Here is a 23,217-nt window from a genome sequence, read left to right as displayed (position 1 = left end):
CTAAGAAAAGGGAGTTGCAGTATTACTCTCATTGTAGTGTTCTGGAATTGGGAACTATAAAACGAAGAACTGATCGGGATTTTTTCAAATTATGCTCATACCTGTTGAATGAGACATTGAATTGGTAGTCTTTCAGATATTATCTAGTTTTATTTCAACCTCTCAAAACTATCAGGAGCAAATATGCAAGCAACGAACATAACTCTGGAAATTCCCAACCTCAACACTATGAATACCCCGGATTATATTGAACTAGAACAGCAATATGGTGCTGATAATTATCATCCTTTAGATGTAGTTATCACTAAAGGACAAGGAGTGTGGATATGGGATATAGAAGGTAAAAAATACCTAGATTTTCTTTCAGCTTACTCAGCATTAAACCAAGGTCATTGTCATCCCAAAATCCTTGAAGCAATGATCAGACAAACTCAAAAAGTTACACTAACTTCCAGGGCTTTTCGCAATGACCAATTGGGAAGATTTTATCAAAAGCTTTCTGAGATTTCTGGTTTACCTAAAGTGCTACCCATGAATTCGGGAGCCGAAGCTGTGGAAACGGCTATCAAAGCCATTCGGAAATGGGCTTATAAAGTAAAAGGTGTACCAGAAAATCAAGCAGAAATTATTGTTTGTAGTAATAATTTTTCTGGACGCACTATTAGTTTAATCAGTTTCTCTACAGAAGAACAATATCAAGATGGATTTGGGCCTTTGACGAGTGGGTTTCAAGTTATCCCTTTTGGTGATTCTGAAGCATTAGAAAAAGCGATTACTCCTAATACTGCTGCATTTTTGGTAGAACCAATTCAGGGCGAGGGAGGTATTATCGTTCCTCCCAATGGGTTTTTAAAGCAAGCAGAACAAATCTGTCGCCATCATAATGTATTACTAGTTTTTGATGAAATTCAAACTGGCTTGGGAAGAACAGGTAAAATGTTTGCCCATCAATATGAGAATGTTAAGCCAGATGGTATAACTGTAGGAAAAGCTTTATCTGGTGGATTTTATCCAATTTCTGCGTTTATTTCTACTGACGAAGTGATGGGTGTATTTCAACCAGGAGATCATGGTAGTACCTTTGGCGGAAATCCATTAGCTGCTGCCATTGGAATTGCAGCACTTGATGTAATTATAGAAGAAGAGTTGCCAGAAAAAGCTTTACAACTAGGAGAATATTTTTTAGCAAAATTACAATCAATCGAGAGTTCATATATAAAAGAAGTCCGTGGTAAAGGCTTATTAATTGGGATGGAATTGTACCCAGAATCTGGTGGTGCTAGACGTTTTTGTAAAGCCCTAGCCAAAGAAGGATTATTAGCTAAAGAAACTAGAGATAATGTCATCCGCTTTGCTCCACCCTTGGTTATTTCCCTAGATGAAATAGATTGGGCATTGGAGAAAATTGACCGAGTTTTGACAACCACTTGTTAGTTTTGCGTAAATTGAGTCTTGCGGGGTGGCTTGTAGTGTTTAAAAAGTCATTAATAGCAAAATTGAACAGTCCTTTCATCCAACTCATGAGTATCTGGGAATTGCACGTCAAGTTAAATAAAAGACGGCAATCTGATCCTGGTTTGTCCTGGTACGACCACTGCGAAGCGCCTAGTACCGCAAGGCGGAAGTCAAAAGTCAAAAGTCAAAAGTCAAAAGTATTATGGAATGGGCTTTTTAGGGATTTTAAATGGTTGCTCTATTTACGCCGTGGCGTACTAGTGCATTGGCAAGACTTGCCTTCTAGTCGTTGTGCAGACCGGATGATTTTTATTTTCAATAAAAAGGACAATCTACCATGAATCGTGAAGAATTTTTGCAACAGACCGTTCAACCAATTGACATCAAAGCTTTCGATGTTGTTGGCTTAGTGGAAGCTATGAGTAAGACAGCTTTCCAAGGTCGAAATTTGGGACGGGCAGCAAAAATTTATGATGCAATGCTGCAAGATAAAGAATGTACGATTATTCTGTGTTTAGCTGGGTCTTTGTTTAGTGCTGGACTCAAGGGAATAGTCCACGATTTAATTACTCACAATATGGTAGATGCGATCGTGTCTACTGGCGCTAACATTGTTGACCAAGATTTCTTTGAAGCGTTGGGTTATCGTCATTATGTTGGCGACCCCTTTGCTGATGATGAGGTGTTAAGACAGGAACGGATAGACCGCATATATGACACCTATATTGATGAAGATCAACTGCGGGTGTGTGACATGACGATCGCCCAAATCGCCGAGAATTTAGAGAAGCGTCCCTATTCTTCACGGGAATTTATTGAGCAGATGGCTGCTTATTTAGAACGTTGGGGTAACTATGGTCAATCTGTAGTGCAAGCCGCTTATCAACACCAAGTACCAATTTTTGTCCCCGCTTTTAGTGACTGTTCGGCTGGGTTTGGCTTAGTGCATCACCAATGGAATTCTCCAGAATCTCATTTAACGATTGACTCGGTGCGAGACTTCCGGGAGTTGACGCAGTGCAAACTAGCTTCTAACTACACCGGATTGGTGATGATTGGTGGTGGTGTACCGAAAAACTTCGCCCAGGATACGGTAGTAGCAGCAGAAATGCTGGGATTTGAGACGAGTATGCACAAGTATACAATTCAAGTCACTGTCGCCGATGAACGGGATGGCGCTTTATCTGGTTCTACCCTCAAAGAGGCTCATTCTTGGGGGAAGGTAGATAAAGCTACTGAACAGATGGTATTTTCTGAGGCGACTGTGGCGTTCCCGTTAATTGCGGGGTATGCATATCATAAAGGTAACTGGCGCGATCGCCAACCACATCATTTAGCTGAGTTATTCACTAAACCTCAACCTAAGGTAGTGACTGTATAGAAATTTTCAGGGGGGTCAATTTACCTCCCCTGGTCTCACATGACAAACATAACTCGAAATATTAGCTAGAGCGTCCTTTGCAAACTTTATCTTGTCAGTAAGGCGATTTTTCTCATAAAAAAATAAGGTGCTTTTGACTCGAAGTCTGATAACCCGCACTTAGGTTAATAATTGTCGGAGCTGGCGATCGCAACAATAGTAGATAAAGGCACTTCGGCAAAATACTGTTGCTGAAATTGTTCTTCTCGGACAGCGGCTAAAAATCGTGCCACTGCTGCATCGGCAAAGTTTTCTGCACTATCGGTAGGATGCCAGCTAATTTGTAAATAAGGGTCTTGTTCTTTGACTGTGAACCCTAAAGATTTTAAAGCTTTGATTCCTATAAGTAAGGTTTGGTGGCTGATGCCGATTTTCTCTAAAAGTTGGACGCGGGTAACTAGTTGATTTGTGCGACTGAGATATTTAGCAATTCCTACAAGAGTCAGCCAAATTTGATTGGGTGGTTGGTGGTTGGGTTTAGACCAAGCGATCGCTAATTGTTGCTGATTGTCAAGCGCAGATGTAGAGCGGCTTGTTATTAAACATCGCCGCAACCATGTACGTAAATTATCCCAATTAGTGGGACAATCTTCGATAATCAGTGCTGTTAGCGGTAGCAGGGCGTTTAGCCCGTCCTCAGTCCTGATTCCTGAGTGTTCCTGATTCCGTAAGTCTAAGATAAGTGGTGTTAGCGATAGCGGGGCGTTTAGCCCATTCCGAGCATTGAGTCCTGAGTTAACACTGGGACGCACGGCAATTAATCTGATTTCATAACGTTTTTTGAAAGTGTTGTAGTCCAGTTCGGCTATGCAATCACACCTTCCTATGGGCAATTCATCTTTGTAGTGTCCCCACCATAAACCAGGAAAAGCACTTCTGCTGGAATCATCTCGAATATCAAACTCGGTTTTAATGTACTGTACCTTTTTCCCTTGCCAATCCTGCTGATTGCGATGCCAAGAATTTTCAAACCAGCAGTTTTGAATTAGCAATTTCGGAACAGGGTTGCCCATTCCACAAGGTTCTAGTAGTTTCAGTTCTAAAAATAACTCTTTCCCCAAGTCTGCTACTGTTACCGTCAAGTCTGCTTGCACTGTAGGCGTTAGAGTTGTACTACCTAAAGATTGCCGCAATTGCTGATTAATCGCCGCTGTAAATAAAGGAATATTCTCCACCAACAAACTCAAACCTGCTGCAAAGGGATGTCCCCCAAAACGATGTAACAAATGTGCTTGCTCTTTCACCAGTTGGTATAAATCGACGGAATTCACCGAACGGGCAGAACCACGGGCTAATGCGAGTGCTGGGTGCTGATTTCTGAGTTCTGAGTTAGAAGATAAAGGAGTAATTTTTTCCCCTGCTCCCCCTGCTCCTCTGGTTACTGAGCGCAGTCGAAGTATGCTCCCTTGCTCCTCTGCTTCCCCTGCTTCCCCTGCTACTTCTGTACTCAACAAAATAGTCGGGCGACCTGTTTCTTGCGCTACCTGTCCAGCAACTAAGCCCAATACACCCGCAGGCCATTGGGCATCTTCTAGGACTATGACGCTGGTGGTTGATAAGTCTAATTGAGTAAGTTTTTGCGCTACTTGCGCTTGCACATCTTTTTGCAAAGACTTGCGGCGGGCATTTGCGAGTTCTGTAACTTCGGCTAGTTCGTTACACCGTTTAGCATCGCGACTAGTTAATAATTCAACGCAAAAACTGGCATCACCTTGGATGCGGCTGACGGCGTTAATTCTTGGCCCCAAACCAAAGGAAATATCTGTGGGGCGATCGCCACTTTTCTGACACAATTCTAATAATCGCCCCACCCCCGGACGCCGACGTGCTGTAGCTGCCTGTTGAAAATCTGCTTGCAGTCGTTGAATTCCCATCTGTGCCAAATAGCGACAATCTCCACTTAACTGCACTAAGTCGGCAATTAATCCTACTGCTACTAAATCTAATAAATCCTCTAAGGGATGTTTTGCAATATTAGGCAGAGTTTGATATAATGCTTCCACCAACTTATAAGCTACCGCTACCCCAGAAAGATTAAACAGCCGATGTTCCCTTGGCAAATAACGGGGATTGATAATTGCTGCGACGGGTGGGCGTTCGGCGGGTAAGGTGTGATGGTCTGTAACTATTACATCTATATTTAGTTGTTTTGCATAGATAATTTCATCAATGTTTGTGCTACCTGTGTCGCAAGTAACAATTAATTTGCAACCTTGTTTTGCTAAGTTATCAATCCCTGGATTATTGAGTCCGTGGGATTCTTTCAGGCGATTGGGAATGTAGTAAATTAACTGAGTATTTTGTTTGAAAAATTCCCCCAATCCATCCCAAAGTACAGATGTGGCCGTAATACCATCAGCATCAAAGTCTCCCCAGATGGCAATTTTTTCTCCGGCGTTATATGCTTGTTGCAACCGGGCGATCGCTAGGTGCATTTCTTGCCCAAACTCAAACGGACTGGCTGGTTGATAAGCTTTATGGTTGATAAAAGCTGTTAATTGTTGCTCATCTTTAATTCCCCGTTGCCACAATAATTGCGCTGCATATATTCCACTTGATAGGGGTGTATGCTGTTTCACCGCTTGGATAAACCACTTTGGGGGTTGTTCGGTTGCTGCTATAATCCACTGCTGTTGTTCTGGCATATAAAGAAAGTTAGGAGTTAGGAGTGAGAAGTTAGGAGTTAAGAGTTTTAATTTATAACTCCTAATTACTAACTTTTAACTATCAGATTGGAGATTGATCCTCGTTCGTTTGAGATTCATTCACTAGGGGATTGAGGACTACTTCATTGGCGACACTATCGGGTTTCCGGGCGCGAATTGCCGGACGTGTAGGCGTAGCCCGTCGTAGACATCGCCTGTAACCTGCTCTTTCAGCTTTTTGGTGTTCGTAATCAATCAATCTGCCATAATATTCATGTTTGCTTAAATTCATCGACAAGAAAATATGCTGGCGAGTATTACCAAAACCTTTGCGGTTAAAAAACTTTAATGCTGAAGTATTGGTGGGGTCAGTGTCTACCAGCATGAACCGCGCCCCATCTTCAATCATCCGGGCGACGACTTTATCAACCAACTTGTCTGCTACTCCCCGACGCTGATACTTCGGACTAACTCCTAGCCATAAAATGTATCCATAAGTCCAGGATGCTTTGGTGATGATGGTTCCCAAAATGAATCCGGCTAATTCTCCGTCTGTTTCGGCTACAAGACAGTATTCGGGATCGGTGTTGTAAAGTCCAATCACCTCCCATTCGTCCCAGGTGCGGTATAAATAAGGATATAAATCGCTAGTAAATAACCCTTCTCCCAAGTGGTAAATGGGAGCAATGTCATCAATTCCTAATTCGCGGACATAAATGGCTTCAGTTTCGTCAAAGCTTGACATAAATTTAGAAGTTGTAATTTCTTTATACCCCTATTGGATTTTACAAATATCCTCTAATATATAGGGTTGAGTGAGACTTCTTGAATGCTGTCAAAATTTGGCAATGAGTCTTTCACTGCTTCTTCAGTAGCTTGTGTGCGATCGCACCGTTTGGCAAACTGACAATAATCACAGGTTTTGCTACCCTCCACCACTTGAGGAAACTGCTGGTTATTTTGGTAATTTTCCAGCCAAGTAGTTAACTGACTTAATAATTGATTAAGTTTCTTTGCTGTTAATCTATGTTGAGCAGTATTGTAATTAAACTTAATATTTTGCGGTTTACCCTCAGATTGGACAAACCAGTAAGTCATCGAAATATTTTCTGGCAAATAGTCGCTAGTTTCTGCCAATACATACAGATAAAGCCGTGTTTGCCAGTTGGATTCTAACTTGCGTTTATTGGGTGGTTTAGGATAAGTTTTCCAGTCGAGAATTTGCGCTTGTTGGTTATCTGCAATCAATAAATCGTAGACAACCGTCAGCAAATAATCCTGAACTTGCAGAGTGCGGAAGTGTTCACTTTCACGGAAAGTTTGATTATCAGATGCAGCCGTTAAAATTTCTGGGGCTGCATCGGCAAAAGCTAGCATCCAGCTTTGCAGTTTAGCATCTGCTTGCAGGAAACTATCAATTGGCAAACCCATTTCTCGCTGCTGCATTAGCAAGTGAAAGCGACTACCCAAAGTTTGCCGTTCTTCTTGTTCTGGATTTGAGGGCGAATTGAGTTGTTCTAGGTAGGTATGTTGAAATTTACGCGGACAAGCTTCTAGTAAGTTCAGTTGTCCTTGAGACAGTCGCAGTAGTTGAGTGGTAGTTGACAGCATTCTTCTATTTTAGAAGCAAATTATAATCTGCAACTCACCTTTAGCAGGCTATCTGTGAAAAACAGATATTTTTCACTGCCTTCACAGATAGTTATCATGTCCACTATTTCAACTTATCATCATCTGTCTCATCTGGGTCATTGGAATGTTTAGTTTTTACTTGGGACTTGCTTGAGCCAAAGCTGTAGGCCATAACTATTTTAACTATGTCAAAATATGCTGGTTGATTATCTTTGTTAACGATTGCCAAAGAGATTGACCCTGCCACTAAGATGACTAAAAGTGGCGAAAGTGTTTCTCCCCCAAAGCCGTTGCTGTTGTTTGACATGATATAATCTCCTAGTGAGAAGCCTTGGGCTAACTTGCACTTAACCCAAGAAAGTTGATTAAACTTGACTACAAACCTAAAATTGCAATCTTGTTGCTGATAATTGAGTGAGGAATCAACTCCAAGACTCAATTATCATGGCGATCGCAAATAGACAAAATAGAGATACTGCTATCCTCACAAACCATATCCATAGACTTGTGGATAACAGCATCCCAACTATTGAGACAGCGCCAAAAACGTGAGATAAAACAAGAGCGATCGCTAAACCAAGCAGAGTCAGCAGAAAATACTTGAGTCCCTGGCAAAACCACTTGAATAGTACATTTTCATCATCTTTGAGATTGATTTTCATAGTTTTTGTCCTGTTTTGAGAGTTAAATCTAAGCAGCAGCTACGGCTACCTCGACTGTCCTAAAAAAGGAGCCAATATTTGCGTTGCTTTTAGCTAGTCAAGGCACGCAGCAGTCCTATCAAACCTGAATCAAGTTTGAACACCAACAACAGTGGTTTTGGTATTTACAAATGGTGAAAGTAAACTTTTAAATGAATTGCAAAGATAATTTTGAAATTGAAGTTAGGTGCTCAATGCTCGTGATGATGCAGAACGCACACCACGCGAATCAACCCCTAAAATGCAATACCTACAGACAACAGACTTTGAATGATTACCTTTTCAAAATCGATTAACGGTTCTAGCGTTTGCCTTTACCTCTTACTCACTAAGTTTGGGTAATTCAACCGCAAACTTACTAAGTTATCTAAATTGCCTGTGTTAAACTCACTATAAAGTAACTTAGTTACCTAGTCAAGTAAAACTGAGAAAATTATTTAAAAAGTACTGACTCAACAATGTATTTTCATTACCAGACAATAGTTCAAGCGTCGCTCTGAGCAGATTAAGTTCTCACCTAGTGAGCTAACATTGGAGTGTAGTTTGTCTTGGTATGAGTATGAGTGAGATTCCTGAAGACTTTCTTTTGGCTTTAGCCCAAGAACGGAGTGTATCTAGCAGTGAGCTAGAGGTGTTATTATGTGCCGTTCAAGATAAATCGCCAAATACGATCGCCAAAGAATTAGGTGTTAGTGCCGAGGCGATACGCAAAAGATTAAGTGAGGTTTACAAGAAATTTCAAGTCAGTGGCAGTGGTCCAGGCAAGCTCACTAAGTTACAACAAGTAATTGGAAGTGAGTATCAAATATTTTCACAGATTGTGGAACGGATTACCAGTAAACGCCAAGATTGGGGAGAGGCGGTTGATATTTCCGATTTTTCTGGGCGTATAGAAGAATTAACCATCTTAAAGCAATGGATTGTAAGAGACCGCTGCCGATTAGTGGTACTACTAGGCATGGGTGGGATTGGCAAAACTGCTCTGAGTGTACGCTGTGCCGAGCAGATTCAAGGAGATTTTGAGTACGTCATTTGGCGCTCATTGCGTAATACCCCACCTATTACAGAAATCCTGGCAGATATTATCAATTTCTTGTCTAACCAGCAGGAAACAAATTTATCAGAAAGCGCAGACGGTAGAATATCGCAATTGATTGAGTGTTTACGTTCCTCACGCTGTCTACTGGTGTTAGACAATGTAGAGGCTATTCTGCGTAGTGGCAAGCACACTGGACACTATCATGAAGGATACGAAGGATATGGAGAGCTAATCAAACGATTAGGGGAAGTATCTCATCAGAGCTGCTTAATGTTAACTAGTCGGGAGAAACCTAAAGAAATTACCTTATTAGAGGGAAAGCAAGTTCGCTCCTTACAACTACATGGCTTGAACCAGATAGAGGCAAAAAATATTTTTAACAATCTGGGTAACTTTTCGGCAACAGATGATGAATGGCAAGTTGTCATTGAATACTATGCTGGTAATCCCCTAGCCTTAAAGATAGTAGCTGCACTTACTCGAGATTTGTTAGATAATAATATTTCTATTTTAATAAAAGATTATCTAAATTCAGGACAGTTTATTTTTAATGATATTCATGATCTTTTGGAGCGACAGTTCAATCGCTTGACAGATTTAGAGAAAGAGATAATGTATTGGATAGCAATTAATCGTGAGCCAGTTTTACTATCTGAATTACGAGCAGATATTGTATCCCCATTATCACAAAGAGGATTGATAGACACTCTAAACTCTCTAATACAGCGTTCCTTGATTCAGAAAAGTGCAGCATTTTTTACCCAACAACCAGTTGTCATGGAGTACATGATTGAGAAATTAATTGAGAATATTACTCAAGAAATTGAGACTGGAGAAATTGTACTCCTTAACAGCCATGCTCTGCTCAAAGCTCAGGCAAAAGACTATGTTAGGGATACTCAGATTCGCCTCGTGCTCAATCCAATTACGAAATTGTTACTCAATACTCTAGGCAAAATAAATCTGAAATGCCCGCTAATTCAAATTATTTCAATGCTGCAAGAGAAATCTCCGTTACAACCAGGATATGTAGGGGGAAATGTTCTTAATCTACTTTGTCAACTGAAGATTGATTTAAGCGGCTATGATTTTTCTTATCTAACAGTTTGGCAAGCATACTTACAAGGTGTGAATTTGCATGATATTAATTTTGCTTATTCAGACTTATCTAAGTCAGTTTTTACACAAACCTTCGGGAGTATTTTATCGGTGACATTTAGCCCCGATGGCAAATTTTTGGCTACAGGTGATGCTAATGGTAAAGTTCGTTTGTGGAACTATGATATCAAACAACTTTTCACTTATAAAGGGCATACTAGTCGGGTATGGTCAGTCGTGTTCAGTCCGGATAGTAACACCTTAGCAAGTAGCAGTGACGATCAAACAGTGAGATTATGGGACGTTGACACTGGTAAATGTCTTAAAACTTTGCAAGGACACACTAATTGGATCTGGTCAGTGTCTTTCAGCCCAGATGGTAAAATCTTAGCAAGTGGTAGTGCTGACCAAACAGTAAAACTATGGGATATCAACTCTGGTAAATGCCTGAAAAGCTTTCAGGAACATACTAGTCGGGTAAATTCTGTAGTTTTCAGCCCAGATGGTAAAGTCTTGGCAAGTAGTAGTGACGATCAAACAGTGAAACTGTGGGATGTCAACTCTGGTAAAAACCTGAAAACCTTGCAAGGACACACCAATTGGATTTGGTCAGTGGCTTTCAGTCCAGATGGCAAGCTACTAGCAAGTGGCAGTGAAGACGCAACAGTGAAACTGTGGGATGTCAACTCTGGTAAATGTCTCCAAAGTTTGAAAGGACACACCAATTGGATTTGGTCAGTGGCTTTCAGTCCAGATGGCAAGCTACTGGCAAGTGGCGGTAAAGACCAAACAGTAAGATTATGGGACATCAACTCTGGTAAATGCCTCCAAAGTTTGCAAGGACACACCAATTGGATTTGGTCAGTGACTTTCAGTCCAAATGGTAAGCTACTTGCAAGTAGTAGTGATGACCAAACAGTAAGATTATGGGACATCAACTCTGGTAAATGTCTGAAAGCTTTGCAAGGCTATACCAATTGGGTCAGGTCAGTGGCTTTCAGTCCAGATGGCAAGCTACTGGCAAGTGGCAGTGAAGACCACACAGTAAAACTGTGGGATGTCAACTCTGGTGAATGCCTAAAAACTTTGCACGAGCATATTAGTAGAGTAAGCTCAGTTGTTTTTAGTCCCGATAGCAAAACCTTAGCCAGTAGTAGCGAAGACCAAACAGTAAGACTGTGGGATGTCCAATCTGGCAACTGCTTGAAAGTTTTGCAGGGTCATACTAATTGGATTTGGTCAGTAGCTTTCAGTCCAGATGGCAATACTCTCGCTAGTAGCAGCGAAGACCAAACAGTAAGACTGTGGAATGTCCAATCTGGCAAGTGCCTTAAAGCTTTGCACGGGAAAACCTCTTGGATTTGGTCAGTAGCTTTCAGTCCAGATGGCAAGCTACTAGCAAGTGGCAGTGACGATCAAACAGTGAGACTGTGGGATATCCAATCTAGCAACGCCCTAAAAGCTTTACAAGGACATACCAATTGGGTTAGGTCAGTAGCTTTCAGTCCGAATGGTCAAATATTGGCTACTGGCAGTGAAGACCAAACAGTCAGACTGTGGAATGTCGAATCTGGTAAATGCTTAGAAGTTTTGCAAGGGCATACTAACTGGGTCAGGTCAGTTGTTTTCAGTCCAAATGGCAAGTTACTGGCAAGTGGTAGTGACGATAAAACAGTCAAACTGTGGAATCTCAGTGAAGGAGAATCGCTGAAAAGTTTACAGGGACACTCTCTGAGAGTATTGTCAGTGGTCTTCAGTCCAGATGGTCAAACCCTAGCCAGTGGCAGCCAAGATGAGACAATTAAGCTTTGGGATGTATTGACGGGTAAGTGCCTAAAAACACTGCGATCGCCCAGACCCTACGAAGGAATGAATATCACCGGGGTGACAGGCTTAACCGCAGCGCAGTTAGTAACACTAAAAGCTTTAGGAGCAGTGGAAGATAGAGAGTAAAAATAAAAGGTAAAAGGGTGAACTTTACGTTTTTGTTTCATCCCCTTTACCTTTTTTATGTACCTGATGCTTATTTTATGTTAGCCCTTGCGTCCTTCACTGCGGCAAAGAAAAAGAATCCTGTGAGTGGAATGCTCAATGCCAGGATAATCGCCGTGACTTGGACGCCCAAATCTGGATGTCCGTAACTAAGCTCAAAAATCGAACCGACGGCTGCGATCGCACTTACACAAGAACCACCCAGAAATAAACCGCTTTTTGGAGTTAAATACACTACTAGCCCCCTATACTATTGGTTTCACCGCTTGATACGAGAAGCCATTCTTAGATAGCTCCTGGACTAAAGTCAAGGAGTTTTCCACACGGTCTACAAATACCACACCGTTAAGGTGATCCATCTCGTGCTGAATGCAGCGCCCCAGGAGGTCATTAGCCTTTAATGTCCGGGGACGGCCGTATTCGTCTTTATAGGCTATTTCCACGACTTCGGGACGCTTTACATCCAGGTATACATTGGGAATGCTCAAGCATCCTTCTTGGGCAACAGAGATATCGCGGCTTACTTGTTTAATAGTGGGGTTAATCAGCACCAAAGGCGGATTAGCTGCATTCTCTGGTTCCAGGTCGATGACAATTAGTTGTTTGTGAATTCCCACTTGGGATGCAGCCAAACCAATGCCATCTTTGCTATACATAGTTTGCAACATTTCGCGCACCATTTGGCGGAGTTCGTCATCTACTTTAGAAATCCGCTTTGCAACTTGACGCAGCACGCGATCGCCTAAATAATGAAGCTCCAAAGGTGGATTTTTTAACTTTTTTTTCTCTACAGCAATTTCAGAGGGCATGAGTCTCGATGGCTAGATGGTGAAAATTCGTACTACTTTAATTCTATCAAGCTCGTCACTAGTCAGTTATGAGTGCTGAGTTATAAGTTATGAGTTATGAGTTATGAGTTATGAATTTTGACTGGGGTGATGTGTGTTTAAATCTTTCACAAAACTTGACTACCTGCTCAAAGAAACTTTCCTCGGTTTATTGCGGGGAGGTTGGATGAATTGGGCAGCTATAAGTACTGTTACGGTGTTACTGTTTTTATTCGGCTTGAGTTTGCAAACCTCTTGGCAAGTCGAAAAACTCCTTTACCAGTTTGGTAGCCAGTTAGAAGTATCAGTTTATCTCGAACCGGATACGCGCACCGAAAACATTGAGCCACTGATCGCAAAAATCCCAGAGGTAGCGGCGATACAAACTATTACCAAACAGGAAGCTTGGACTAAGTTAGTTAAGGAAATGAGAATTTCTGATATTGAGGGTGCTACCCAGCAGCTAGGTGAGAATCCTCTGGTTGATGAGATGAAGGTGAAAGCCCGTAATTCTCAAGTTGTACCAACTTTAGCAACCCAGTTGGCTAAGTTACCCGGAGTTGATACGGTGCAGTATGTTGATGAAGCAGTTAAACGCATTGCCCAGTTGCACCAAGGTCTGAACTGGATTACTTTAACAATTACAATTATTCTGACTTTAACAGCGATCGCAGTGACTACTACGACAATTCGCCTGATTGTCATGGCGCGCCGCCAAGAAATTGAAATTATGCAACTAGTGGGAGCAACTTCGGCTTGGATCTACCTGCCGTTTATTTTACAAGGTATTACCTTTGGCTTAGTTGGTGGTGCGATCGCTTGGAGTTTCATTTCTGTGATTCAACAGTTTCTCGGTAAGTTGCTAGCCAATCAACCTGAGTTTATTCAAGCTATCACCAATGGGGTGCAACTCACTCCAGCCCAAATTTTATTATTGCCCCTGATTCTCTTGAGTTTCGGTGCAGCTGTAGGATTAATGGGAAGCTTATTTGCAGTCCGACGTTTTGCTAAAGGTTAGGCATTGAGGATGGGGGGAAAATCGTTATGAAATCGCAATGGGAATGTTTTCTGCAAAATCTCGGTGTATGGGAAGGTTCATTTACCAATTTTTCTCCCGAAGGTACGCTTCTGAACGATACTCCTAGCCGTCTTTCGCTGGAAGGTTTGAACAATAACCAGACAGTGCGCCTAACTCTGAGCCGTTCGGGACAAGATGATGTCAAAAGAGAATTTAGTTCTGTGGGAGGGGGTGTGCTGTTTTTTGAAAATGGTTCATTTTCTGAAGGTTTAATTCAGCTAGGGCCATTTTCTGAATTCGGTGGAGAACTCGCTTTTGTTCATGAAAATCGCCGCTTGCGTCTGGTGCAAGTGTTTGATAAAAACGGTCAGCTAAATAGGCTAATTTTAATTCGAGAACATCTAGCTGGAACCCCAGTAGCAGAACGTCCACCCTTGCAGATAGATGACTTGTGGGGAGAATGGCTTGGTGAAGCAGTGACAATATATCGAGATTTGCGATCGCCTGATATTTACTCTACAACTTTGAAAATACAACTTGATGATACTGGGCGATTAATTCAAAGTACTTCTTTTGGGGAACGGACAATTACTTCAAGTGCTACTGTTAAAGGTTCCATCGTTCTCTTTGACCAAGATCCCCAAAAGCAAGTACAAGTCTTATTGTTACCTGATGGCGCTTCTGCAACTTCTCCCCTCAAGGTGCAGTTACGCCAACCCTTATTCTTGGAAGCGGGTTGGTTAATCCAACCAAACCTGCGCCAGCGGATGATTCGCAGCTATAACGAGAAAGGCGAATGGGTTAGTCTGACATTAGTTACTGAAGAAAAAGTGTAAAAAATTTGAATTGTCTATAGTATGTACAGAAAAATGCATACAAACTGCACAGATGCGATCGCATCTAACAATCCTATTTGAGTTGTGAAAACTATCGAACCGCCTTTCCTTCTCTACGAGAGGCTGCGCCAACGGAACGCTACGCGTAGCTTGCTTCCCCGTAGGGGTACGCGCAGCGTCTCGTAGAGAAGAGAAGAGAAGAGAAGAGAAGAAAAGAAACAGAGAATTTCATAAATCATTTTAGGACTGCTATATAAACAACGCCCCAAACAATATTTATTAACCGTTTGAGAAAAAAGTTGTTTTGATTACAGATTTTTAATGGTTTTGGTAAAAAGTGATGGCTGATATTTACCGATAAAGTAGGTATACAAGATATTAGACACTAATATTAGCTGGATATTGTAGAGCTACCAATTAATCCTTGTACATCACCTATTAAAGCAATCTCTAAAAATCAGTATCAGGAATCCTGCCAAATCAGACTCTTGTGTAGCAGAGGTTATAAGGTTGACTCGTAATCTGTCGCTCTACAAAGGACAGAGGAAATTATAAAATAATTTTATTACCAACTATTTTGGCAAAATAGTAGTGATTATTACAATTCCTGCAACTTAATGATATTAGGTTTAGTGTAAATCTTTGTTGAGCTTATATATTTGTAAGCTGATCACAAAACTAAAATGAGTGTTTTCTTCTCAGATGAAGCGATCGCTAGGTTAATTCAGGAAGATGTTCCCTACCTAGATTTGACAACCTACGGACTTGGCATTGGCAAGCAACCCGGTGAAATCGAGTTTTCTACCCGTCATCCGATGACCATTTGCGCTACTGAAGAAGCAGCCAGAGTATTAAAATATTGTGGTGCCGAAGTTCATTATCAAGTGGAAAGTGGTACAGTCTGCCAGGAAAAGCAATTAATTCTTCAAGCTAGTGGCACTGCTCAAGCTTTGCATAGTGGCTGGAGAGTTGCTTTAAATTTGATGGAATATGCCTCCGGTATTGCTTCACGTACCAGAGTATTAGTAGATACTGCCAAAACAGTGAATCAGTCTGTTTCTATTGTGACTACTCGTAAATGTTTTCCAGGTACTAGAACACTTTCCATCAAAGCAGTTCTAGCTGGCGGGGGCTTTTTTCATCGCTTAGGATTATCCGAAACAGTTCTGATATTTAACCAACACCTAATATTCCTGGGAGGTATAGCTGGGCTAATTGAGCGCATGAATGAACTACGACAACAGTTTCAGGAACAACGTATTTGCGTTGAAGTAGATACACCAACAGATGCCTGGATGCTTGCTCAAGCAGGTGTAGATTTAATTCAGTTTGATAAAATTCCGATTCCAGACCTTGAGCTTCTGGTTTTGAAGTTGAAGCAGCAGTATCCGAACTTAAAACTAGCGGTGGCTGGTGGTATTACCTCTGAAAATATAAAAGATTATGCAAGCACTGGTGTAGATATTTTAGTGACAAGTTCACCATACTTTGGTAAACCGTGCGATATTGCAGTCAAAATGACGATGGCACAGTACGTCCCGTAGGGAAGTCTACCTCCGTGGACTAATACAAAATGAAAGGTTTTTAACCCACGGAGGTGGGTTTTGTCTGTATAGCCAAGCCAGTGCGTTGGGCGGGCAATACCCGACTTGAAGCACCTGGCGTGCGAATTCCATTCGCTAGGGCTAGTAATAAATTAGACTTTTAAAACATCCTCTAAGTTCGGATGAACTCCGACACACCACTCATCTGAGTTTCACTTGTAAACAGGTTATTAGCTTGATAGTCACCTATTTATAAGGCAAATAACGACAGCAAGTGTCTTTACAATATTAAGCTTAACTATTTTAAAAAGAAATAAAAATTAATTTTGTTAACGTTTGATTACCAAAAAATATATTAATTTACTCAATAAGTTGGTATTATCTTCAAGAGATTACACAGATACACTTATCCACTTTGAAAACCAAGTCTAAAAAGAGGTTTGCGGCTAACTTTGGTAAGTGATGTATTAGTTTTTAATAACTCATATTGAAAACTAGGTATTTTGTATCGTCTGGTAAGGAGTTGGAAGTTGAACGATTTGAAGGTTTGATTTTTTTCTAACAAAATTTATTGTCAACTTGCTCAGTTTTGGCGATAACGATACTAATTTTTGGTGAGCAAACAGCTTTGAGCAAAACTATCTAATTTTTCAATATTCAATAGTAAACGGAGAAATGTTTTATGCGTTTTACCCGACAAATACCCATTGCGTCTTTTCTACTATCGATACTGGTTTTATGGCAGCCTAGTTTAGCTGGCTCCAGGAGTGATGTTCACTGGAATAAAGAAGAAAAAACACCATCTATCTGGGAGAAAAATAAGTGTCCTGGAGGTTTTTCACAAAGTTTTCGCTTGGGTGGAGAACTCAAGAATCCAACCACCTATAACTTGCAAAACCTGAGAAATTTGCGAGATGCTTTAAAAAAACAAAATCCACCAGTAGTTACTGAAATCACTGTGAGCTTTCAAACTGGCTCAGGTCCACGAACAGAAACATACTATGGAGTCCCCTTATGGGAATTGATTAATAATCCGAAAGCCGGAGGGGGTCTAAAACCTGGGAATTCTGGTTTGAATCCTAAAAACTCTCTTCTGAGGCAATATGTTTTAGTTGAAGCCACAGATTGCTATGGTGCAGTTGTAGCTATTGGTGAAATTCAACCTAGCTTTGAAGGGAAAACAGTGCTAATTGCATTTGAAAAAAAAGGTCCTAATGGTAAAGTCGTGTCTTTAATAGATGAAGGATTTGCTCGTTTAGTAGTTCCAGGTGACAAAGCTGGAGGTCGTTACGTGACTAATGTGAGAAATATCCTTATATTATCCGCTCCTGCTTCTCCTTTGAAACCAAAATATTTCTAATGGAGAGGCTAAGATTTTTAGTCTCAAGACTATCAGTAATAACTTCTGGAAACATTTGTAAATTTCTTAAGTGTGACTGGTGAAAAGCTTGTTTACACCCACCATGTCGGGAGCATCCCAATGCAAGCAAATTTACCAAAATCGTTACAAGTCGTTGCGAATGAAGCGTTCGCGGTAGCGTCTCGTAGAAAAGCGGAATGAAGCAATCGCAAAGTACAGATGTTGCGATTGCTTTGCTTCACTGCGTTCCGTACCCTACGGGAAGGCTTTGCCTACCCAATGACAAATTATGTTTTTACACATTTGGATTGCTCCCCACCATGTCTTCAATAATTAACAAAATCCAATATAGTTCGGATAAGCTCTTGAGGTAAGGGAGGAAAAAGAGTTATTGAGCAATAATTATTTCTCCCCCTGCTCAAGAACTGCTCCTCTTATTTGCCTCAACTGATAATACGAATTCAATTAATGATTGCAACACATCCTTGGGTGAAGACGCGATTCATCGCGTCTCTACAAATGGTCTATTTGTCGCATTCTTTTTTTAAATGGGTATAACTTTCTTAACTAAATCAGATTGTATAAGACTTACGCACTGTACAAAATAACTATCGTGTGTATTGACGAGATTCGGTTCTTTCCGACTGTTAGTAATTACCTTTAAATCAGTAGCAATCGCAGTTTAATAGTAAAAAAATCAAACTTAAATTGCTTAGGATTATATTCATATTTATTTACTAATGTCAATACGTAAATCTTAATTGTAATAAAGCCAAAATTTGTTTATATAAAATAATTGACATTATTCCAACTAAATTGGTAGTCTTAACCTTGAGGAAAAAATATCCAAAAATTTAAAAATTTTAGCAAACAGATGAAAAAGTATTTTTTGACAGGTTCTTTGGCAGCTTGTGCCTTTAGTGTTCTGATACCAAATCAAGCTTTTGCCGCTAATCTCAACTTATATGGAGCAGGTAGTTTAAGAAATGCACTAACGGAAGTAAGCCAAGACTTCACCCAAGAAACAGGAATAGGAACGAATACAGTATTTGGCCCATCAGGGATTAGAGAGCAAGCAATAGAAACAGAACTCCAACTTGGACAGCCTACTGCTGATGTCTTTGCTAGTGCAGATATTGGAAATCCCCAAAAACTATACACTAAGGGGTTGAGCAGTCAGCCAGTGGAATTTACTCAAAACCAGGTTGTAGCGGTGTTTTCCTCAAAGTATTCCCAGGCAAAAATTACATCAAATCAGGTGTTAGATTACTTACTAAATCCCAACATCAAGTTGGGAACTTCAACACCTCTATCAGATCCTCTTGGAGACTACACTCAACAGATATTTACTCAAGCTAATTCAAAAAACCCTGGTAGTTTTGATACCCTGAATAGTAAAGCCTTGCGATTAACAGGTGGAACGAATTCCCCAATAGTCCCATCAGGACAGGACAGCTTAGTGTATTTTCTTGACAAAACTCAGCAAGCAGATGTTTTCTTGACTTACTATACTGGCGCGATCGCATCGCAAAAAATTGATCCGAGTCTGCAAGTAGTTGGGTTACCAGATTATTTGTCTGTTGCAGCACCATTTGGTTTAACAGTTATCAAAAATGCTGACCCGAATGCAGAGAAACTAGCAGACTATATTTTATCACCCAAAGGACAGGAAGTTTTGCATAAGTATGGATTTATTAGCCCGACCAAATCAGTACCCGAACCCAATTATGTTTGCGGATTATTACTAGGTGCGGCTATGGGTTTAGCACTCAATAAAAAATTGGTACAGCAAAAGATAGAGATTTCAAATATTAGATAAACTACAATTTTAATTGCAGTGATAGGGAAATGATTGTCGCTGCCAACAATCAAGATGCTAAATTTAGATGCCATACGTCATATAGGAATGCAGTCAGTTCCATATCGCTATGCTGTGATCGAGAATTTGTTGCCCAAAGAGGCTAGTTTGGAACTTGCTGTTAGCTTTCCCCAGGAAGAGTTTCGCTTATCAAAGGGCGAAGGATATGGATACCTCTGGAGTGAAATGCTTGCTAGTAATGAGGATATTGCTTTAATGTCCAAGTTTTGCGATCGCGCCAGTCCTGAGTTGGCAGTTCGCTGGCGCGATCGCATTGCAGACGGAAGATTATCTTCTAATCTTGAGAATCTTAGCAGCATTTGGCGACAACTGATCGAAGAACTGTGGACACCTGGTTACCGCCAAGCCTTAACAGAAATGTCTGGGGTGGAACTCAAAGACTGTGCAATGGTGATTGGGTTTCGTCGATATAATCCAGGGCACTGTCATCGCCCTCATACTGATGAACCATCCAAAGCTCTAACTCATCTACTATTTTTCAATGAGCAATGGCCTATGGATTGGGGTGGTTGTTTGCGAATTCTCTATGACGAACAACCAGAATCCGTCTTCCAAGATATTCCACCACTGCGCCAGCTTTCGGCTGTGATTGTGCAAGCAGATAATTCGTGGCACATGGTCACGACCGTGGCATCGGCTGCATCACAGTGCCGATTGGCTCTCAGGGTCACTTTTTTTCATAAGCTCGATGCTAGTACTTAGTCTATTGCATCGACTTTGCACTATTGAAAACAATCTCTATTCTTTATTCCACTTCTTTGGGCTTGGTGCAAGATGTCAGTTTAGCCTTTCCCCAATCCTCACCTCACAATTTGGGTTGGCAGACTACTAAATAAGCTTGTGAAATGAATAAATCAGCTACATGAAGTTCAATGCACAAAATTAGTCAAATATATTCAAAAAGTTTAATTCTAATAATTGGTTGATTTTTGTTACTTATTTACTTGATTTCAACAGTATTACTGTTTGTCAAAGTTTAATAACCAAAAATCTTGGTAACAGTTACAAACAGTTGGTATTGTCTTAGAAACATGAATGCTCAAAAACAAAGGATCATTGGTTCTGCGATCGCCTATATCTTTGACATATTTTGTAGTGTGGTGATTTCAAAGTAAATAGCTAATTGTGAGGAGTCATAGTGGCTGTGGAAAAACTATTTGTCTTGTTTCGGCGATGTCTTTTATTCACTGCCTCAATGGTGGCGTATACTCTTCCTGTTCTGAGTCAGGAGATACCAAAAACTGACAAACAACCATTACCCCAACAGACAGCAGCCAATCAAGTTAAACCAACCCAAAAGATTTATAGTTTGAGTGATAATATGCAGTCTGCTTTCACCAGCGCCACTTATTTACTGAGGACACCCAAGAATCAGAACTCTGTTTCTCAAATAAGTCAAGCTACAACTCCTGTCGTGTCGGTGACAGATGTGAAGGTAAACACCACCGACAAAGGAATAGAGATAATTTTAGTTACGCCCAGTTCTGAGAAATTGTCAGTTTCTGGGAAAGTAGAAGGTAATTCCTACGTTGCAGATATCAAAAATGCTCACTTTCAACTGACAAGTGGTGAGAGTTTCCAACAATCAAAGCCATCTGTCGGCATAGCACTAGTTACAGTTACCAATGTGGACACTAACACGGTGCGATTAACAGTCGTAGGGAAAACCGGTGCGCCAGTAGTGGAATTGTTTGATAGTCAGACTGAGGGTTTGGTATTTGGGGTAACTTCTACTGCAACAACACAGCAGACAAAGCCAGGGGAAAACCCGGCGATAGAACTAGAGGTAGTAGTTATATTAATAATGTATATGTCAAGCGGGCTTTTGTGGCACCTGTTATTACTTGGCAGCCAAATTATATCTGGGGAGTATCTCAGTTCACAAAGATTAGACTTCACCCCTTTAGGTTTACCAGCTATTGGGACAATACTACCGAATCCTAATGGCAAAATTCCTCCTAACACCTATGTGGGAGATCCGACGCTAGACAAAGTGAAGGTGACACAAGGACGAGCTGGCTACAAATTTGAGCATAATTTTAGTGATAAGTGGTCTTTGTACAATAGCTTTAGCTATGCGTTTCTAGAGCGACCTTATACTACCAACATCACACCAACGAGTTTAGATGCAGACAACCGTACCGTCAGTCGCTTTGACCAGATTTGGGGTCCCACTAGCATCAGTAATCTTTCTCAAGATACCCATGTGGTAGGTAAATTCAACACTTATGGTCTAGAACACCAATTGCTCGTTAGCGTTGATTGGTATCAACGGATAGTTTCACCCTACAGTTTTATAATCCGAACTTTTCCGTCGCTTGATATTTACAATCCAGTTTATGGACAGACACCAGGAGATTTTTTGGACACTCGCAAAGATAAGGAAAGAATTGATGACTTAGGAATTTATTTTCAAGACCAATTAGCGATCGCACCTAATCTGAAGTTGGTCTTAGGTGGACGGGGGGACTTTGAGGATCAAAAGATCGACGCCACAACCACCCAAGACCCCACAAGCCCTAGTGAGAGAAGTGTTACCTCCCAATCAAATTCAGCGTTTAGCCCACGCTTAGGCATTGTTTATCAACCGATTCCACCTATTTCACTCTACGCCAGTTACAGTCGCTCTTTCGATCAAGCTTTGGGTACAGATGTTAATAACAATTCCTTTGAAGCTACACGCGGTACTCAGTATGAAGTTGGAGTCAAAACCGACTTGCTCAATAATAAACTTTCCGCAACACTCGCTTTGTACCAACTCACCCAAAGCAACATTGTAACGACAGATATAAACAATCCCATCTATGCTATCCAAGTTGGTGAGCAGAGAAGTAGAGGTGTTGAGCTATTTTTCACCGGGGAACTTGCCCCAGGATGGAATATTATTGCCGCTTACAACTATACTGATGGCCGTGTGACTCGTGACAACACCTATAAAGTCGGAAGTTTACTTGCTAATACTCCAGAAAATAGCGCGTCTTTATGGACAACCTATATTATCCCCAAAGGTAAACTGCAAGGGTTGGGAGGCGGCTTGGGTGTGTTCTATTTTGGTGACAGAGAAGGTGATTTAACTAACACATACACTTTACCCAGTTATGTTCGCACCGATGCTGCTCTATACTACCGCCACAACCACTTCCAAGCAGCACTAAATTTCCGAAATTTGTTTGACGTTCTTTATTATGAAGGCGCTTACAATATTAATCGCGTTTTTCGAGGTGAACCTTTTGAGGTAGAGGCAACTTTAAAGTGGCAGTTGTAAAAGTAAATATCATGCTGAGGTGGCTATCCCTAATTGCAATGTTACTGCTGCTATTTTTGTATGGTTGCAGCTTGTGGAAACCTTCATACAACAATGGTCATTCTTTGACTAAATCACCATCCCAAGTTGATGTCCGCGTAGTCAAACACGTTATGGGTGAAACGATAGTTCCTGCCCATCCTCAACGGGTAGTAGTTTTGGTTTACGCTTTATTAGAACCTACTTTTGCTTTGGGAGTCACGCCCATCGCTGCCCCAAAGGATGCTGTCTCTGACTTACAGCGATTGGTAGGCAAACTTAAAGGCATTGAGGATGTGGGTTTGGAGTCTCCCAATCTAGAGAAACTTTTGCGACTCAAGCCAGACTTAATTCTGGGCTTGAGTTCCCATCAAGATATCTACAGCCTGTTATCCCAATACGGTTCGGTTAAGCCAAAAAGCAGATAAACTGAGGGTTATCACCCAAGTGTACTGAGATTGAATGCAACTCAAAGAATTCTCACTGAT

At 41.0% G+C, this 23,217-nt stretch carries 19 protein-coding genes; 12 read left to right on the top strand and 7 right to left on the bottom strand.

Annotation, left to right across the window (positions count from 1 at the left end; all coding sequences use genetic code 11):
- The first annotated feature begins 183 nt into the window (after positions 1–183).
- The 3 genes from rocD (at position 184) to V7K49_RS04495 (ending at position 2,836) form a co-directional block, all read left to right on the top strand.
- Positions 184–1,434 (top strand): ornithine--oxo-acid transaminase, encoded by a 1,251-nt coding sequence (rocD, locus tag V7K49_RS04505; RefSeq protein WP_335204674.1) that lies wholly within the window; start codon positions 184–186, stop codon positions 1,432–1,434.
- Between the two features lie 62 nt (positions 1,435–1,496).
- Positions 1,497–1,796, top strand: coding sequence for a hypothetical protein (locus tag V7K49_RS04500; RefSeq protein WP_334864921.1), 300 nt, complete (start codon positions 1,497–1,499; stop codon positions 1,794–1,796).
- Entirely contained in the window at positions 1,793–2,836 is a 1,044-nt protein-coding gene (locus V7K49_RS04495; RefSeq protein ID WP_335204673.1) for a 1,9-bis(guanidino)-5-aza-nonane synthase, read from the top strand. Before V7K49_RS04500 ends, V7K49_RS04495 begins: the two co-directional genes overlap by 4 nt.
- A 164-nt stretch (positions 2,837–3,000) precedes the next feature.
- On the opposite strand, the gene V7K49_RS04490 is transcribed toward V7K49_RS04495, so the two are convergent.
- The 5 genes from V7K49_RS04490 to V7K49_RS04470 form a co-directional block, all read right to left on the bottom strand.
- Positions 3,001–5,520 carry a single-stranded-DNA-specific exonuclease RecJ gene (locus V7K49_RS04490; protein ID WP_335204672.1) on the bottom strand — a complete coding sequence of 840 codons (2,520 nt, stop codon included), beginning with the start codon at positions 5,518–5,520 and terminating at the stop codon, positions 3,001–3,003.
- An 82-nt stretch (positions 5,521–5,602) separates the two neighbouring features.
- Positions 5,603–6,265 (bottom strand): GNAT family N-acetyltransferase, encoded by a 663-nt coding sequence (locus V7K49_RS04485; RefSeq protein WP_335141677.1) that lies wholly within the window; start codon positions 6,263–6,265, stop codon positions 5,603–5,605.
- A gap of 53 nt (positions 6,266–6,318) precedes the next feature.
- Positions 6,319–7,131 carry a PD-(D/E)XK nuclease family protein gene (locus V7K49_RS04480; RefSeq protein ID WP_335204671.1) on the bottom strand — a complete coding sequence of 271 codons (813 nt, stop codon included), beginning with the start codon at positions 7,129–7,131 and terminating at the stop codon, positions 6,319–6,321.
- 103 nt (positions 7,132–7,234) lie between these two features.
- Positions 7,235–7,459, bottom strand: coding sequence for a hypothetical protein (locus V7K49_RS04475; RefSeq protein ID WP_335066984.1), 225 nt, complete (start codon positions 7,457–7,459; stop codon positions 7,235–7,237).
- 115 nt (positions 7,460–7,574) lie between these two features.
- The gene (locus tag V7K49_RS04470; protein ID WP_335204670.1) at positions 7,575–7,814 is read right to left on the bottom strand and encodes a hypothetical protein; all 240 of its coding nucleotides are present in this window, start codon (positions 7,812–7,814) and stop codon (positions 7,575–7,577) included.
- Between the two features lie 598 nt (positions 7,815–8,412).
- On the opposite strand from V7K49_RS04470, the gene V7K49_RS04465 reads away from it, so the two are divergent.
- A complete protein-coding gene (locus tag V7K49_RS04465) occupies positions 8,413–11,943 on the top strand; it encodes an NB-ARC domain-containing protein (protein ID WP_335204669.1) in 3,531 nt (1,176 codons plus the stop codon).
- A 70-nt stretch (positions 11,944–12,013) separates the two neighbouring features.
- Here V7K49_RS04465 and V7K49_RS04460 read toward each other — a convergent pair whose 3' ends face one another.
- Positions 12,014–12,217, bottom strand: a complete 204-nt coding sequence (locus V7K49_RS04460) for a hypothetical protein (protein ID WP_298913367.1) — start codon at positions 12,215–12,217, stop codon at positions 12,014–12,016.
- A 10-nt stretch (positions 12,218–12,227) separates the two neighbouring features.
- A complete protein-coding gene (gene def, locus V7K49_RS04455) occupies positions 12,228–12,791 on the bottom strand; it encodes a peptide deformylase (protein ID WP_334864935.1) in 564 nt (187 codons plus the stop codon).
- Positions 12,792–12,924: 133 nt separating this feature from the next.
- Between def and V7K49_RS04450 the strand changes: the two genes are divergently transcribed.
- The 8 genes from V7K49_RS04450 to V7K49_RS04415 all read left to right on the top strand — a co-directional run bounded on the left by V7K49_RS04450 (position 12,925) and on the right by V7K49_RS04415 (position 23,157).
- Complete coding sequence (locus V7K49_RS04450) at positions 12,925–13,827, top strand: cell division protein FtsX (protein ID WP_335204667.1); 903 nt, start codon at positions 12,925–12,927, stop codon at positions 13,825–13,827.
- A gap of 26 nt (positions 13,828–13,853) precedes the next feature.
- Positions 13,854–14,663 carry a DUF3598 family protein gene (locus tag V7K49_RS04445; protein ID WP_335204666.1) on the top strand — a complete coding sequence of 270 codons (810 nt, stop codon included), beginning with the start codon at positions 13,854–13,856 and terminating at the stop codon, positions 14,661–14,663.
- A gap of 683 nt (positions 14,664–15,346) precedes the next feature.
- Positions 15,347–16,207 carry a ModD protein gene (gene modD, locus V7K49_RS04440; protein WP_334864941.1) on the top strand — a complete coding sequence of 287 codons (861 nt, stop codon included), beginning with the start codon at positions 15,347–15,349 and terminating at the stop codon, positions 16,205–16,207.
- A gap of 682 nt (positions 16,208–16,889) precedes the next feature.
- Positions 16,890–17,567 (top strand): hypothetical protein, encoded by a 678-nt coding sequence (locus V7K49_RS04435; RefSeq protein WP_335204665.1) that lies wholly within the window; start codon positions 16,890–16,892, stop codon positions 17,565–17,567.
- Between the two features lie 874 nt (positions 17,568–18,441).
- Positions 18,442–19,386, top strand: a complete 945-nt coding sequence (locus V7K49_RS04430) for an extracellular solute-binding protein (protein ID WP_335204664.1) — start codon at positions 18,442–18,444, stop codon at positions 19,384–19,386.
- Between the two features lie 54 nt (positions 19,387–19,440).
- Positions 19,441–20,148, top strand: coding sequence for a 2OG-Fe(II) oxygenase family protein (locus tag V7K49_RS04425; RefSeq protein ID WP_335204663.1), 708 nt, complete (start codon positions 19,441–19,443; stop codon positions 20,146–20,148).
- A gap of 436 nt (positions 20,149–20,584) precedes the next feature.
- Positions 20,585–22,711 carry a TonB-dependent receptor domain-containing protein gene (locus V7K49_RS04420; protein WP_335204662.1) on the top strand — a complete coding sequence of 709 codons (2,127 nt, stop codon included), beginning with the start codon at positions 20,585–20,587 and terminating at the stop codon, positions 22,709–22,711.
- Positions 22,699–23,157 carry a hypothetical protein gene (locus V7K49_RS04415; RefSeq protein ID WP_335204661.1) on the top strand — a complete coding sequence of 153 codons (459 nt, stop codon included), beginning with the start codon at positions 22,699–22,701 and terminating at the stop codon, positions 23,155–23,157. Before V7K49_RS04420 ends, V7K49_RS04415 begins: the two co-directional genes overlap by 13 nt.
- Positions 23,158–23,217 lie beyond the last annotated feature (60 nt).

The sequence above is a fragment of the Nostoc sp. genome, assembly GCF_036919675.1.
Lineage (GTDB): Bacteria > Cyanobacteriota > Cyanobacteriia > Cyanobacteriales > Nostocaceae > Nostoc.
This window is presented reverse-complemented; position numbering and strand designations above follow the sequence as displayed.